The sequence below is a fragment of the Micromonospora sp. AB353 genome, from assembly GCF_049538395.1.
GTDB classification, from domain to species: domain Bacteria; phylum Actinomycetota; class Actinomycetes; order Mycobacteriales; family Micromonosporaceae; genus Micromonospora; species Micromonospora aurantiaca.
In genome coordinates, this window is sequence record NZ_JBMVFV010000003.1 from 16,621 (window position 1) to 30,374 (window position 13,754).

The 13,754-nt window shown below is 72.5% G+C and carries 14 protein-coding genes; 8 read left to right on the forward strand and 6 right to left on the reverse strand.

Features of this window, described 5'->3' with window-relative positions:
• Positions 1 to 107: 107 nt before the first annotated feature.
• The 4 genes from ACPCK6_RS02090 to ACPCK6_RS02105 all read left to right on the forward strand — a co-directional run bounded on the left by ACPCK6_RS02090 (position 108) and on the right by ACPCK6_RS02105 (position 6,816).
• Positions 108 to 1,463, forward strand: coding sequence for an aldehyde dehydrogenase family protein (locus tag ACPCK6_RS02090; RefSeq protein WP_514132348.1), 1,356 nt, complete (start codon positions 108 to 110; stop codon positions 1,461 to 1,463).
• Between the two features lie 5 nt (positions 1,464 to 1,468).
• Positions 1,469 to 2,236, forward strand: a complete 768-nt coding sequence (locus tag ACPCK6_RS02095; RefSeq protein WP_396880342.1) for a 3-oxoacyl-ACP reductase — start codon at positions 1,469 to 1,471, stop codon at positions 2,234 to 2,236.
• Complete coding sequence (locus ACPCK6_RS02100; protein WP_396880343.1) at positions 2,233 to 2,946, forward strand: gamma-glutamyl-gamma-aminobutyrate hydrolase family protein; 714 nt, start codon at positions 2,233 to 2,235, stop codon at positions 2,944 to 2,946. The genes ACPCK6_RS02095 and ACPCK6_RS02100 overlap by 4 nt, the downstream gene beginning before the upstream one ends.
• A 207-nt stretch (positions 2,947 to 3,153) precedes the next feature.
• Positions 3,154 to 6,816 carry a SpoIIE family protein phosphatase gene (locus tag ACPCK6_RS02105; protein ID WP_423480178.1) on the forward strand — a complete coding sequence of 1,221 codons (3,663 nt, stop codon included), beginning with the start codon at positions 3,154 to 3,156 and terminating at the stop codon, positions 6,814 to 6,816.
• Between the two features lie 25 nt (positions 6,817 to 6,841).
• Here the strand turns inward: ACPCK6_RS02105 and ACPCK6_RS02110 are convergent, their stop codons facing one another.
• Together ACPCK6_RS02110 and ACPCK6_RS02115 are read right to left on the reverse strand one after the other, a co-directional pair.
• Positions 6,842 to 7,606 (reverse strand): DUF4352 domain-containing protein, encoded by a 765-nt coding sequence (locus ACPCK6_RS02110; RefSeq protein WP_423480179.1) that lies wholly within the window; start codon positions 7,604 to 7,606, stop codon positions 6,842 to 6,844.
• Between the two features lie 227 nt (positions 7,607 to 7,833).
• Positions 7,834 to 8,148 (reverse strand): STAS domain-containing protein, encoded by a 315-nt coding sequence (locus tag ACPCK6_RS02115; RefSeq protein ID WP_318332939.1) that lies wholly within the window; start codon positions 8,146 to 8,148, stop codon positions 7,834 to 7,836.
• Between the two features lie 94 nt (positions 8,149 to 8,242).
• Here ACPCK6_RS02115 and map point away from each other — a divergent pair, with 94 nt between their 5' ends.
• Both map and ACPCK6_RS02125 read left to right on the forward strand, forming a co-directional pair.
• The gene (gene map / locus ACPCK6_RS02120; protein WP_073830294.1) at positions 8,243 to 9,100 is read left to right on the forward strand and encodes a type I methionyl aminopeptidase; all 858 of its coding nucleotides are present in this window, start codon (positions 8,243 to 8,245) and stop codon (positions 9,098 to 9,100) included.
• Entirely contained in the window at positions 9,097 to 9,813 is a 717-nt protein-coding gene (locus tag ACPCK6_RS02125) for a VIT1/CCC1 transporter family protein (protein WP_396880348.1), read from the forward strand. The genes map and ACPCK6_RS02125 overlap by 4 nt, the downstream gene beginning before the upstream one ends.
• A 21-nt stretch (positions 9,814 to 9,834) precedes the next feature.
• Here ACPCK6_RS02125 and ACPCK6_RS02130 read toward each other — a convergent pair whose 3' ends face one another.
• From ACPCK6_RS02130 to ACPCK6_RS02140, 3 genes are read right to left on the reverse strand one after another with little or no spacing between them, the layout of a single operon-like run.
• Positions 9,835 to 10,563, reverse strand: a complete 729-nt coding sequence (locus ACPCK6_RS02130) for a nucleotidyltransferase domain-containing protein (RefSeq protein WP_423480180.1) — start codon at positions 10,561 to 10,563, stop codon at positions 9,835 to 9,837.
• Complete coding sequence (locus tag ACPCK6_RS02135; RefSeq protein ID WP_423480181.1) at positions 10,548 to 11,132, reverse strand: GNAT family N-acetyltransferase; 585 nt, start codon at positions 11,130 to 11,132, stop codon at positions 10,548 to 10,550. Before ACPCK6_RS02135 ends, ACPCK6_RS02130 begins: the two co-directional genes overlap by 16 nt.
• Positions 11,129 to 12,343, reverse strand: a complete 1,215-nt coding sequence (locus ACPCK6_RS02140; protein WP_423480182.1) for a helix-turn-helix domain-containing protein — start codon at positions 12,341 to 12,343, stop codon at positions 11,129 to 11,131. Before ACPCK6_RS02140 ends, ACPCK6_RS02135 begins: the two co-directional genes overlap by 4 nt.
• Before the next feature lie 215 nt (positions 12,344 to 12,558).
• Here ACPCK6_RS02140 and ACPCK6_RS02145 point away from each other — a divergent pair, with 215 nt between their 5' ends.
• Together ACPCK6_RS02145 and ACPCK6_RS02150 are read left to right on the forward strand one after the other, a co-directional pair.
• Positions 12,559 to 12,873, forward strand: a complete 315-nt coding sequence (locus tag ACPCK6_RS02145; RefSeq protein WP_396880351.1) for a DivIVA domain-containing protein — start codon at positions 12,559 to 12,561, stop codon at positions 12,871 to 12,873.
• Positions 12,870 to 13,124 (forward strand): hypothetical protein, encoded by a 255-nt coding sequence (locus ACPCK6_RS02150; RefSeq protein ID WP_423480183.1) that lies wholly within the window; start codon positions 12,870 to 12,872, stop codon positions 13,122 to 13,124. The genes ACPCK6_RS02145 and ACPCK6_RS02150 overlap by 4 nt, the downstream gene beginning before the upstream one ends.
• Before the next feature lie 8 nt (positions 13,125 to 13,132).
• Here ACPCK6_RS02150 and ACPCK6_RS02155 read toward each other — a convergent pair whose 3' ends face one another.
• Positions 13,133 to 13,600, reverse strand: a complete 468-nt coding sequence (locus ACPCK6_RS02155; RefSeq protein ID WP_423480184.1) for a nitroreductase family deazaflavin-dependent oxidoreductase — start codon at positions 13,598 to 13,600, stop codon at positions 13,133 to 13,135.
• Positions 13,601 to 13,754: the final 154 nt, after the last annotated feature.

Genomic DNA, 13,754 nt, shown 5'->3' on the forward strand with positions numbered 1-13,754 from the left:
CGGTTTTCGTCGCCGATCTTGCACCTACGGCCCTCGGTGCGGGCGTTGTGGAGCTTTCGCCGGGGCAGCAACTGCAAGATCGCGGGGGCGAGGGGAGGGGAGCGCGCGTGGGTGAGGTGATCTCGCCTGTGGACGGGGCGAGGATCGGGATCGTTCCGGGGTGCTCCGTCGAGGACGTGGATGCGGCTGTCGCGCGGGCGGCCGCGGCGTTCGAGACGTGGCGGCACGTGGCGCCGGGGGATCGGGGGCGGCTGCTGCGACGGTTCGCCGCCGCTGTCGACGCGCACCTGGAGGAGCTGGCTCTCCTGGAGGTGCGCAACGCCGGGCACACCATCGGCAACGCCCGTTGGGAGGCGGGCAACGTCCGCGACGTGCTCGACTACTACGCGGGCGCGCCGGAACGGCTGACCGGCCACCAGATCCCGGTGCCCGGCGGGCTCGACGTCACGTTCCACGAGCCGCTGGGCGTGGTCGGCGTGATCGTGCCGTGGAACTTCCCGATGCCGATCGCCGGCTGGGGATTCGCCCCGGCGCTCGCCGCCGGGAACACGGTGGTGCTGAAACCGGCCGAGCTGACCCCGCTCACCGCGCTGCGCCTGGCCGAACTGGCCCGCGACGCCGGCCTGCCCGACGGCGTGTTCACCGTGCTGCCCGGTCGGGGCAGTGTGGTCGGCGAGCGGTTCGTCACCCACCCGGCGGTCCGCAAGATCTGCTTCACCGGCTCGACCGAGGTCGGCACCCGGATCATGGCCGGCTGTGCGGCCCAGGTGAAGCGGGTGACGCTGGAGCTGGGCGGCAAGTCGGCGAACGTCGTCTTCGCCGACGCGGACCTGGAGAAGGCGGCGGCGACCGCGCCGTACGCCGTCTTCGACAACGCCGGCCAGGACTGCTGCGCCCGCTCCCGGATCCTGGTCCAGCGCCGGGTGTACGACAGGTTCCTGGAACTGCTCGAACCGGCCGTACGGGCGGTGCGGGTGGAGGACCCGGCCCGGGACACGGCCGAGATGGGCCCGCTGATCTCCGCCGCGCACCGGGACCGGGTCGCCGGGTACGTCGACGGGGCGGACGTCGCCTTCACCGGCTCGTGCCCCGACGGCCCCGGCTTCTGGTACGCCCCGACCGTGCTGCTCGCCGGCTCCCCGGCCGACCGGCACTGGCGGGAGGAGGTCTTCGGCCCGGTCGTCTCGGTGCTGCCGTTCGACGACGAGGCGGACGCGATCCGGCTCGCCAACGACACCGAGTACGGCCTCTCCGGCTCGATCTGGACCCGGGACGTCGGGCGGGCGGTGCGGGTGGCCCGCGCCGTCGAATCGGGCAACCTCAGCGTCAACTCGCACTCCTCGGTGCGCTACTGGACCCCGTTCGGCGGGATGAAGCGTTCCGGCCTGGGCCGGGAGCTGGGTCCGGACGCGCTGCACGCCTTCACCGACGTCAAGAACGTGTTCATCGGCACCGAGGAGTGATCACAGTGCAGGGACGGCTTTCCGACCGGGTGGCGGTCGTGACCGGCGCGGGCAGCGGCATCGGGCTGGCCACCGTACGGCGCTTCGCCGCCGAGGGTGCCCGGGTGGTGTGCGTGGACATCGACGCCGACGCCGGTGCCCGGGCCGCGCAGGAGGTGGGCGGTGAGTTCGTCGCCGCCGACGTGGCCGACGAGACGGCCGTGCGTGACCTGTTCGACGGGGTGGTGCAGCGGCACGGCCGGGTGGACGTGTCGTTCCACAACGCGGGCATCTCGCCGCCGGACGACGACTCGATCCTGGAGACCGGCCTGGACGCCTGGGAACGGGTGCTGCGGGTCAACACCACGAGCGTCTACCTGTGCTGCAAGTACGTCATCCCGCACATGCGCCGGCAGGGCAAGGGCTCGATCATCAACACCGCCTCGTTCGTGGCACTGATGGGCGCGGCGACGTCGCAGATCGCGTACACGGCGAGCAAGGGCGGGGTGCTGGCGATGACCCGGGAGCTGGGCGTGCAGTTCGCCCGCGAGGGCATCCGGGTCAACGCGCTGTGCCCCGGGCCGGTGGCGACGCCGCTGCTGCTGGAGCTGTTCGCCAAGGATCCGGAGCGGGCGGCCCGTCGGCTGGTGCACGTGCCGATGGGCCGGTTCGGCGATCCCACCGAGATCGCCGCCGCGGTGGCGTTCCTCGCCAGCGACGACGCCTCGTTCATGACCGCCGCGCAGTTCGTCGTCGACGGCGGCATCACCGGCGCGTACGTCACTCCGCTATGACGCGACCTGTCATCGGCATCACCGCGTACGTCGAGCCGGCCGGCTGGGCGGTGTGGCGGGACGTGCCGGCGACGCTCGTGCCGCACGCGTACGTCCGGGCGGTCACCGCGGCGGGCGGCCGGGCCGTGGTGCTGCCCCCCGACGACGCCGACGCGGACGTGCTGGGGCTGCTGGACGGGCTGCTGCTGGCCGGCGGCGCGGACGTCGGCCCGGAGCGGTACGGCGAGCCGCCGGACCCGCGCACCGAGAGCCGCCCGGAGCGCGACGCGGGGGAGACGACGCTGCTGACCGCCGCGCTCGCCGCCGACCTGCCGGTGCTGGGCGTGTGCCGGGGGATGCAACTGCTGGCGGTGGCGTACGGCGGCCTGCTGCACCAGCACCTGCCGGACGTGGTCGGGCACGACGGGCACCGTCCCGCGCCGGGCGTGTACGGCTCGCATCCGGTGCGCTTCGCCGCCGGCAGCCGGACCGCCGAGGTGATGGCCGGGGTGGACCGGGTCAACTCGTACCACCATCAGGCGGTGGCCGACCCCGGCGGCCTGGCGGTGACCGGCTGGGCCGACGACGGGGTGGTCGAGGCGGTGGAGGATCCGGCGCGGCGCTTCGTGCTCGGGGTGCAGTGGCACCCGGAGAACGAGCCGGACCCGCGGCCGGTGGCCGCGCTGGTCCGGGCCGCGGTGTCGGCCAGATCACACACCCGCGTTTCGTAGGTGCGCGGACAGCCGAATCGGCGGTCCCGCCGACCAGGCGAGGACCGCCCGAGTCGCCCCGGGGCGCCGGTTACGCCAGGATGAGGCGGAGGTAAGCAGCGTCGAACGGTGCGGGTGCGTTACGTTGCTCGACCGTCGGGGTAGTAGGCGGGGACGGTCGGCGTGACAGCGCCGACCGTCGTGATCATGGCCGGAGCGGGAGGCTGCATGAGCTCGGCCCAGGGGGGCGGGGGCGACAGTCGTTCGTCCCCGGCGGCCGGCGAGACGTCACTGTCGCCGCTGCTCGCCGCGGCGTTCGCGGCCGGCGGCGAGATGGGCGAGCGGCTGCGCGGCTTCGACTGGTCCGCCACCCCGCTCGGCAGCCCGGACCGCTGGCCCGCCGCGCTCAGCCACGCGATCAGCACCATGCTGTCGTCCCGCGCCCAGATGGTGGTGTTCTGGGGCGAGCAGCACCTCGCCTTCTACAACGACGCCTACCGGCCCACCATCGGCGACAAGCACCCCGCCGTGATCGGGCAGGCCGCGCACCGGCACTGGGCCGAGACCTGGGACGTGCTCGGCCCGCTGCTGGACGGGGTGCGCCGCACGGGCGTGCCCTACCGGGGTGAGAACCACCCCTTCGTGCTGAACCGGCACGGCTTCCTGGAGGACGTCTACTTCGACGTCTCGTACGACCCGATCCGCGACGTCGACGGCACCGTCAGCGGGATCTTCTGCTTCGTCAACGAGACCACCGGGCGGGTGCTCGGCGAGCGCCGGCTGCGCGCCCTGGCCGAGCTGGGCAACGAGCTGGGCGACGTGCCGAGCATGCTCGAACTGGGCCGGGCCGTCACCCGCGTGCTCGACGCCCACCGCGCCGACGTGCCGTTCAGCGCGCTGTGGTTCGCCGACGAGCGCGGCACGCTCGTGCCGGGCGGCTGCTCCGGCGTGGATCCGGCCACCGTCGCCGATCCGCCGCCCGGCCTGCCCGAGGGCGAGCCGTTCACCGAGCCGCGCTGGATCGCCACCGCCGACCTGCCGGGCGCGGTGCCGCCGGACGCCGCCGGCCAGGCGCTCCTGCTGCCGCTGACCGCGACGAACGAACCGGCCGGTGTGCTGCTGCTCGGGGTGTCGCGCCGGCTGCCGTTCAGCGACGACTACCGCGACTTCGTCGACCTGGTCGCCGCGCAGGTGTCCCGGGCCGTCGGCAAGCAGCGGGCGTACGAGCAGGAACGCGCCCGCGCCGCCGAGCTGGCCGCGCTGGACCGCGCCAAGACCAACTTCTTCGCCAACGTCAGCCACGAGTTCCGGACTCCGCTGACGCTGGTCCTCGGGCCGATGGAGGAGATGCTCGCCGACCGGGAGCTGCCCGAGTGGTACCTCGACCGGCTCACCGTCATGCACCGCAACGGGCTGCGCCTGCTCAAGCTGGTCAACACGGTGCTCGACTTCTCCCGGCTGGAGTCCGGCCGGCTGGCCGCCCGCTACCAGCCCACCGACCTGTCCGACTACACCTCCCGGCTGGCCAGCACGTTCCGCTCGGCCACCGAGCGGGCCGGGCTGCGCCTGGTGGTGGACTGCCCGCCGCTGCCCGCGCCGGTCTACGTCGACCGGGACATGTGGGAGAAGATCGTCCTCAACCTGGTGTCGAACGCGGTCAAGTTCACCTTCGACGGCGAGATCCGGGTGCGGGTCCGCGCGACCGACGGCGCCGCCGTCCTGGAGGTGACAGACACCGGCGTCGGCATCGCGCCGGAGGAACTGCCGCAGGTCTTCGAGCGGTTCCACCGGGTGGCCGGCGCCCGCTCCCGTACCCACGAGGGCACCGGGATCGGGCTCGCCCTGGTGCGCGAGCTGGTCGAGATGCACGGCGGCACGGTGACCGCGCACAGCGTCGTCGACCGGGGCACCACCTTCGCGGTGACCATGCCCTTCGGGTACGCGCACCTGCCCGCCGACCGGGTGGCCGCCCTGTCGCCGGTGCCGCTGACCGAACCGGAGCAGGCCCGCCTGTACGTCGCCGAGACGGCGCTCTGGACCGACGAGGTGGCCCGCCCCACCGGGCTGCCGGAGCCGTCCGGCTCACCCGGTGGGGCCGGCCGCATCCTGTTCGCCGACGACAACCCCGACCTGCGCGAGCACGTCGCCCGGCTGCTCTCCCCGGCGTACGAGGTGGTCGCCGTGCCGGACGGCGTGGAGGCGCTGCGGCTGGCCGTCGAGACACCGTTCGACCTGGTGCTGACCGATGTGATGATGCCCCGGCTGGACGGCTTCGGGCTGGTCGCCGCGCTGCGCGCCGAACCGGCTACCCGGCACGTGCCGATCGTGCTGCTCTCCGCGCGGGCCGGCGCCGCCGAGGAGGTCGCCGGCCTGTCCACCGGCGCGGACGACTACCTGACCAAGCCCTTCTCCAGCCAGGAGCTGGTGGCCCGGGTGCGGGCCAACGTCGAGCTGGGCCAGTTGCGCGGGCAGATCATCCGCCGCCTGCGGGCTCTCGCCGACGCCGCCGTGGAGATCAACACCGCCCGGTCCACCGCCGAGGTGGTGCGGGTGGCCGCCCGGCACGCGCTGCGCCTGGCCGAGGCCGGACGCGTCCGGGTCACCGCCACCGGGGCCCGCCACGAGGAGGACGCCGGCGGTGACCTGCCCGTCGAGCCGACAGTGGTGCTGCCGCTCACCGGCACCGCCGGCGAGCAACTCGGCGAGCTGCGGGTGTGGCGCCGCGAGGGCGGCGGCACCGAGGAGGCGGCGCTGGCCCAACTGGCCCGGCTGATCGGCGTACGGCTGGAGAACGCCCAGCTCTACGAGGCCGAGCACCGCATCGCCACCACGCTTCAGCACAGCCTGCTGCCGCATACGCTGCCGCAGCTGCCCGGCGCGGTGATCGCCAGCCGCTACCTGGCGGGCAGCGCCGACGTGGAGGTCGGCGGCGACTGGTACGACGTGATGGCCACCGCCGACGACGACCTGGTGCTGGTCATCGGCGACGTGGTCGGCAAGGGCGTGCGGGCCGCCGCGGCGATGGGCCAGCTCCGCAACGCGCTGCGGGCGTACGTCCTGGAGGGCTACGACCCGGGTGAGGCGCTGACCCGGCTCAACCGGCTGGTCCACTCCGCCGGCAGCGGCTTCTTCGCCACTGTGGTCTGCCTCGGCTTCTCGCCGCGCACGGGCCGGATCCGGTACGCGAGCGCGGGCCATCCGTCACCCCTGCTGATCCGAGGAGACGACGTGGCGTTCCTGCACGATCGGGCCCTCGGACCGCCGATCGGGGCGATCCCCGGCGCCGTCTACCCGGCCGCCGAGGGCGAACTCGCGCCGGGCAACCGGCTCCTGCTCTACACCGACGGCCTGATCGAGGACCGGTCCGCGGGCATCGACGCCGGGCTGGGCCAGTTGCGGGCCGACGCGACGGCGCGCGCCGCGCACGTGGCGGACCTGGTCGACGCCGTCATGGCCCGGGTGGCCGGGCGGTCCCGGCACGACGACGTGGCGGTGCTCGCGCTGGAGGCGGCCGAGCTGAACCGGTTCGCGCTGCGTCTGCCCGCCGACCCGACCCGGCTCAGCGTGCTCCGCAAGCGGCTGGAGGACTTCCTCGTCGCCCACCACGTCGGCGAGACCGACCTGTTCGACCTGACCGTGGCGGTCTCCGAGGCGGCGGCGAACGCGATCGAGCACCCGGTCGACCCGGTGGACCCGACGATCGAGGTCGAGGTGACGATCGCCGACCGTACGGTCACCGCGACCATCCGGGACAGCGGACGCTGGCGGGAGTCGAGCGGGTCGAGCTTCCGGGGGCGCGGGCTGGCGCTGATCCGGGCGCTGGGGGAGATGGACGTGACCCGTACCGCGAACGGCACCGAGCTGACGCTGCGCCGCCGGCTGGCCGACTGACACCGGCGCGGCGGCGCAGCGGCGCCTAGAGGGTGACCTCCGCGTCCTCGGCGAGGGTGAAGAGCCCGGCGTCGAACACCAGCTTCACGAGCTTCGTCCCCTTCGGTACGTCGAAGTAGACGTTCGCCTTCACGGCGTTCCCCGGGTTGATCTCGTCGAGGAAACCCTCGCCACCCTCGTTGCCGTAGATCGCGGCCTCGCCGTCGGCCTCGTACTCCCGGCCGGTTGCGTCGAGGGCACTGACGGTGCCGTCGGCGTGGAACAGCTTCGCCTTCTTGGTGACGTTCTTCGCGGTCAGGACGACCCGGCAGAAGCTTCCCTGCGCCTTCTTGTTCAGGAAGTCACTGCCCACCTTGGCTATGCCGCACTTCATGCTGTGCACGGTGAACGCGAAGTCGCCCCCGCGTACCGTGTCGCCGATCCGGTAGGCCTTCGGCGCGTCGGCGGGCTTCTCGCTCTTGGCCGGCGGCGGTGCGGCGGCCGAGGTGGGAGCGGAGGTCGTGGTCAGCCCGGCACCGTCGGCGGCGGGGGCGACGGGAGCGCTGCTGCCGGCCGCGTCCGGGCTCTTGTCGTCGCCGGTTAGGGCGAGCAGGGCCGGCCCACCGCAGCAGAACACCACCACGACGGCGACGCCGATGAGCACCGGCATGAGCCAGTTCTTCTTCGGCGGGGGTCCGAAGCCGGGCTGGCCGGGCGGCGGCGGATACGTGCCGGGCGGACCGGGCGGCGGGGGATAGGAGCCCGGAGGACCGGGCGGCGGGTACGAGCCAGGGTTATGTGGTGCGGTCATGGTGATGCGCTCCCAGGTGATGTGCCCCCGCGCCCCGCGGAGGCGATCACCGACGCTTCCACATCGCCCTCGGCCCGCATAGATCGTTCACTGTCCGGTGCCCGACGCCGTTCACCCGAACAGTCCGTGCCCCGTGACCTCGGCGGTTGCCAGAATTCCACGGCAGTCGTACCGGTCTGGCCGGAACGGGCGAGTGCGCCTCCGGAATCCGGACAGCTTCCGTACCGTCAGGGCCGGGCGAGCCAGTCCTGGTCGCCCAGGCCGGAGATGTCCAGTACGCGCCGGACCTGCGGGGACGGCAGCACGGTCAGCGCGTCCGGGAACCGCTGGGCGAGCCGGACCACCGCGTGGATGGCGGCCGAGTCGAAGAAGGTGACCGCCCGCAGGTCGAGCGTGAGCTGCTTGGTGGGCTCGCGGAGCGCGGTCTGGAACATGGTGTCGGCGGTCGCCATGTCGACCTCGCCGGTCACCTGGACGCGCAGTCGATCGCCGTCGACCTGCGCCGTCACGGAGAAGACGGGCGCCGCGCCCCCTTGATCCACGGAGCAACAATGGCACAGCGTTTGCGGCACGGCAACAACCTGCCCGGCGGGCCTGTGGCGGGGGGCACACCACCCCCGGCGATAGGCTTGGGCCATGACCGTCCGTGCGCCGCTGACCCCCGGCACGCTCTCCCCGTGGCGAGCGGTCCCCGCCCACATCCCGCGCCCGGAGTACGTGGGTAAGAAGCGCCCCCAGGAGTGGCGCGGATCGCACGTGCAGACGCCGGAGACCATCGAGAAGATGCGCGTGGCGGGGCGTCTCGCCGCCCAGGCCACCCAGCTCGCCGGTGAGCACTGCAAGCCCGGGGTGACCACCGACGAGATCGACAGGGTGGTGCACGAGTTCCTCTGCGACCACGGCGCCTACCCGTCGACGCTCGGTTACCGGGGCTTCCCCAAGTCGTGCTGCACCAGCCTCAACGAGGTGATCTGCCACGGCATCCCGGACACCACGGTGCTCCAGGACGGCGACATCATCAACGTCGACGTCACCGCGTTCCTGAACGGCGTGCACGGCGACACCGACGCCACGTTCTGCGTGGGCGAGGTGAGCGAGGAGGCCCGCCTGCTGGTCGAGCGGACCCACACGGCGATGATGCGCGGCATCAAGGCCATCGCGCCGGGCCGGCAGATCAACGTCATCGGCCGGGTGATCGAGTCGTACGCGAAGCGTTTCGGCTACGGCGTGGTCCGCGACTTCACCGGGCACGGCATCGGCGAGGCGTTCCACAGTGGCCTCTACGTGCCGCACTACGACAGCCCGCGCCCCACCGACGTGATGGAGCCCGGCATGACGTTCACCGTCGAGCCGATGATCACACTCGGCACCTACCAGTACGACATGTGGGACGACGGCTGGACCGTGGTCACCAAGGACCGCCGGTGGACGGCCCAGTTCGAGCACACCATCGTCGTCACCGACGACGGCTACGAGATCCTGACACTGCCGTGACCGACACCCCTGCGGCACTGCGCGAGGCGCACCACGCGGACGTCTCCGGCGGCTGGCTGCGCCCGGCCGTCTTCGGCGCGATGGACGGGCTGGTCACGAACATCGCGCTGATCGCCGGTGTGGGCGGCGGCGGGGTGTCGCCGCGCAGCGTGGTGCTCACCGGCACGGCCGGCCTGGTGGCCGGCGCCATCTCGATGGGCCTCGGCGAGTACACGAGCGTCCGGTCCGCGAACGAGCAGGTCGCCGCCGAGGTGGCCAAGGAGCGGCGCGAGCTGGAACGCCACCCGGAGGCCGAGGCCCGGGAACTCGCCGACGCCTGGGTCGCCCGTGGACTGCCCCGCGAGCTGGCGACGCAGGTCGCCGAGGCGGTACGCGCCAACCCGGAGGAGGCGCTGCGGGTGCACGTACGGGAGGAGCTGGGCGTCGACCCCGACGACCAGCCGAGCCCGTGGGCCGCCGCGATCTCGTCGTTCGTCTGTTTCTCGATCGGCGCGCTGGTGCCGCTGCTGCCGTACCTGCTCGGTTTCACCAGCCTCTGGCTGGCGCTCGCCGTCGGCGGCGTCGGCCTCTTCGTCGCCGGTGCGATCGTGGCCCGGTTCACCAACCGCGCCTGGTGGCGTGCCGGTCTGCGGCAGTTGCTGCTCGGCGCGCTGGCGGCCGGTGCGACCTACCTGATCGGCGCGCTGATCGGCGTCGGCGGCGGCATCGGCTGACGAGGGCCGCCCAGCGGGGCATCAGCCGGACAGCAGGTCGTCGATCGTGCCGTCGACCGGCCGGCCCCGGGCGGCCAGTTCCTCGGCCTGGCGGGTCAGTGCCGCGCCCACCTCGGTCATGTGCGCCCCGGCCAGCCCGGTACGCCGCACCGCGTCCCCGGGGTCGCGGAAGTAGGTGCGGCTGAACAGGCCCTGCACTGTCGCGGCGGCCAGCCGCGCCTCGCCGAGCATGAGCAGCGCCTGGTCCGTCTCGTACCACTCGGCCAGCCGCAACGCGCGGGCGTGCGCCGCGCTGCCCCGGTACCACGCCTGCCGCGCGGCGCCGGTGAACTCCGCCGGCCGGGCCCGCGCCAGGCGCGCCAGGTGCTCGTCTCGTAGCTTCGGCAGCCAGCCGGTCGGATCGTGCAGGGCGCGGGTGGTCACGTACCGGTCCGCGGCCAGCGGCCAGCGGGACGTGATCGTCGTCGCCCGGCGCAGGTAGTCGTCCGCCCCGGCCACCGTGAGGTCGACGAGTACGCCGTCGACCCGCCGGATGGCGGGCGGCGGTCCGGCGCCGGGCCGGTAGGTGACGACGAGCAGGCCGACCTCGCGGTCCCCGCCGCCGTCGTCGTCGCCGTGCGCGAGCGGACCGTGTACGGCGACCGCCAGCACGTCGGCCGGGAACCGCCGCAGGACGGCGTCACCGACCCGCTCGGCCACCTGCCATCGCGGGTCGTCCCGACGCCGCTCGGCGTTCACGTCGAGCGCCACGGTCCACCTCCGTCCGAGCGCTCGCCTGCGGCAACCCTAGCCAGATCGCGGACCAGCAGTTCCATCGAAGAACCCCACGGCAGCTCGGAGTGCCCGGCAACTCGCCAGCCGTTGCGGCGATAGATGCCGTTCGCCAGGCTGCGCGGATCGGAGGCAAGGGTCGCCCAGCTCTCCGGGCGCCCCTGAAGGAGCCGACGCATCAACTCAGCGCCGATGCCGTGAGACCGATGCCGCGGATGGACGATCCATTCCAGTACGGCGAACTTGTCGCGATCCCGCACCTCGGTCGGGGGTTCCTCCTTCGCCCGCGACCACCAGGTGCCGGCGGCCATGGTCCACCCGTACGCCGCTCCGATCAGTTCCTCGCCCTCTCTCGCCAGGACGAGGCGGAATCCGGGCCGTGCCGCCTCGTCGGGCAGCCCGGTCCGGAACCGGGCAACCTGTGCCGGGCCTTCGAGGTAGGGGGGCTCGGCGTAGACCAGCGCGTACAGGTCGGCGAGAGCGTCGACGACAGACGCCAGTTCCCCCGGACGGCATTGGTCGAAGGTGACGGACGGCGGAGGCGTCACCGCTGGACTCGGTCCATGAGTTCCGTGTAGAGCGGCCGGTGCCGCTCTCTGTCGGGTACCGCCGCCGTGACCTGCAGGGTGACCGCGCGCACGAGTTCGTTGTGTTGTTCCCGAGGCAGGCGGTCCAACAGATCGGCCGCCGCCGTCAGACCGTCGGTGATGTCACCGGCCCGGACCGTGGCCGCCGCCTGATGCAGTTGTACCTGCGTACGCAGCCGGATCTGGGAAGCGGGATACAACTCCAACGCTCGGGCCTGCGCTGCCTCAGCCGCCCTCCGGTCGCTGGAATGGGTGTAGACCCAGGACTCCGTGTGTCGCAGGCGATGCTCTGGCCAGCCCCACAGCGATTCGACGTTCCCGACGACGGCGGCCGGGAGTTTCTCGATCTGCTCGCTCAGATGACGCACGGTCGCGACTGCCTCGTCGTGCCGGCCGGCGAGGGAGAGTGCCTGCGCCCGGCCTGCCAGCAGACCGCAGGTGGCAGCCGATGGCCTTCCGGCGAGCGGCAGCACCTCATCGGAGATCGCTACGACGGTCATGGGCCGTCGACCGTCGTAGCAGCCGTTGACGATGTCCCAGGCGCGGGTCAGGACTCGCGTGTCGGGGTCACCGGACTCGTCGGCGGCTCTCTGGGCGCTGGCCCACCATCTCCTCGACAGCAGAGCATGTCCTGACGCGACGAGGCTGAGCGCGACGATCACCGACAGCGTCGCAGCGGCACGTAGCAACTGTGGGCGACGCCGATCGTCGCTTGCGGCGAGTTGATGCTGTAGGACGGTCAGATCCCGGCCGAGTTGTGTCATCAACTGGTCATGCGGCTGGCGATAGTAGGCCGTGCCGTAGGACGAGACGATCTCTGCCCACGCGTCGGAGTCGACGTCGACGGCGGCGTCGAGGCCGTGTCGCAGCGCCTCCCAGCCGACCATACGGTCGACTGTGGGGAGAGCAGCGAGTGAAGTCATGGCTTGGAGGACCGACCTTCTTGGCATGTCGACGTCGTCGGCACGCCCGCTGTCGTACGCCTTCCTGATCGAGCCGTCCGTCGACAGTGCCCGGTCGTAGGCGGTCACGACGGCGGGGTTGGCGGGGCGGGCGCCACGCTCGATCTGCCCGAGGTAGCCGAAGTCGTATCTGATGTGTTCGGCGAACTTCCGCAGTGACCAACCGGCGGCTACCCGGTGCCGCCCGAGTATGTCCCCGAACTGGTCCATGCCACCCTCTCCAGTCGTGGGCCGGCGTGTGGGCCCACTGCTCACCGCTGCCGCCTGCGCTCCGTAATCGGGATGCTACCGAGGCCGACCCATTCGGCGCGGCCTGTGTGAGCCCTGTCGGCGTACCGCGATCACGCTGCGACGGCAGGCGCCGGGAGCGGGCCGTCATCGGCCCGCTCCCCACGGCCGGATGGCACCGACGAAGGACGGGTTCGATGAGGATCATCCCTTTCCGGCGCCGACGCAACCGTCGGCCCGAGCGCCGTGCGACGTGCTATCGCTCCGCGGTCTACCGGCCGCTGCGACCGTGGCAGGTTCGCGAGCGAACGTTCAGCTCCGCACCGCTGGGCCGACGCGGGCTCGACCCCGAACAGGTCCGGGAGTTCCTGGACCTGGTGGCAGGCGATCTCGCGACGGTCTATGACGCGTTGGCCGAGAGCCGCCGGGAGACCGACCGGGTGAAGGACGCCCTGCGGTGCTGGCAGTCCGAGCAGGCGCGTGCCCGGGCCGAGCGGGAGCAGGAACGATGACCGAACGGTGGGTCATCCATCTGCCGATGGTCGTCAACGACCTCGTGTCGGCGCAGCGCCTTGCCCGGGTAGTGGCACATTGGAGCCACGTCCTCCCGCAGACCGAACCCGGTGGCACCAGCGTCTCGCCCGAGGACGACCAGAACGTACGGCACTGGGTCTTCTGCGACCGCAACCTGTCCGAGGGACGACGCTGCCTGCTCCGGCCGGATCACGACGGCGACTGCTCGCCGCGGTACCGGCCACGGTGAGCCGGCGCTCAGGCGTTCGGGACCAGGCGGAACACGCGGATCTCGCGGCCACCGGCCCGCTCGACGTACGTGCGGTACGCGGGCCACTCCTGCACCAGCCGCTGGAACAGCCGTTCCCGTTCCTCGCCGGTGACCTGCTCGGCGGTGACCGGGATCCGGCATCCCTTGACGTCCACCTCGGCGGCCGGATTAGCCATCAGGTTGAACGTCCAGGACGGCTGGTGCTGCTGCCCCCAGTTCGAGCCGATCACCACGTAGGCGTCGCCGTCCGGGACGTACACCAGGGGGTTGCTGCGGGGCTTGCCGGAGCGGCGGCCGGTGGAGGTGAGCACCAGCGTGGGCACGAGCCCGAAGGCGACCACTCGGCCCTTCGTCATCCGGCCGACCAGCCGGTCGGCCGGGACGAGCAGGCGCATGGTGGCGCCGAACCAACGCTGGTGACCGAGACGGCGGGTGAGGGTTCCCAGGGCTGACATCCGACAAGTGTGCCGCCCACACCGCGCCCCGTCACCCCCTCGGACGGTCAGTCCGCCCCAAGGTCGACTCCATGTCCCCGAAGTGGTGGCATCCACCCCGCCGCGATGCCGCCACTCCGGCGACATGGTGTCGATCATGACCAGGTGGCCCGGG

What these genes read in the sequence shown, in the direction of transcription:
- ACPCK6_RS02100 (WP_396880343.1), top strand. Translation starts at nt 2,233, where the DNA reads ATGACGCGACCTGTCATCGGCATCACCGCGTACGTCGAGCCGGCCGGC.
- ACPCK6_RS02105 (WP_423480178.1), top strand. Translation starts at nt 3,154, where the DNA reads ATGAGCTCGGCCCAGGGGGGCGGGGGCGACAGTCGTTCGTCCCCGGCG.
- ACPCK6_RS02110 (WP_423480179.1), bottom strand. Translation starts at nt 7,606, where the DNA reads ATGACCGCACCACATAACCCTGGCTCGTACCCGCCGCCCGGTCCTCCG.
- map (WP_073830294.1), top strand. Translation starts at nt 8,243, where the DNA reads ATGACCGTCCGTGCGCCGCTGACCCCCGGCACGCTCTCCCCGTGGCGA.
- ACPCK6_RS02140 (WP_423480182.1), bottom strand. Translation starts at nt 12,343, where the DNA reads ATGGACCAGTTCGGGGACATACTCGGGCGGCACCGGGTAGCCGCCGGT.
- ACPCK6_RS02145 (WP_396880351.1), top strand. Translation starts at nt 12,559, where the DNA reads ATGAGGATCATCCCTTTCCGGCGCCGACGCAACCGTCGGCCCGAGCGC.
- ACPCK6_RS02150 (WP_423480183.1), top strand. Translation starts at nt 12,870, where the DNA reads ATGACCGAACGGTGGGTCATCCATCTGCCGATGGTCGTCAACGACCTC.
- ACPCK6_RS02155 (WP_423480184.1), bottom strand. Translation starts at nt 13,600, where the DNA reads ATGTCAGCCCTGGGAACCCTCACCCGCCGTCTCGGTCACCAGCGTTGG.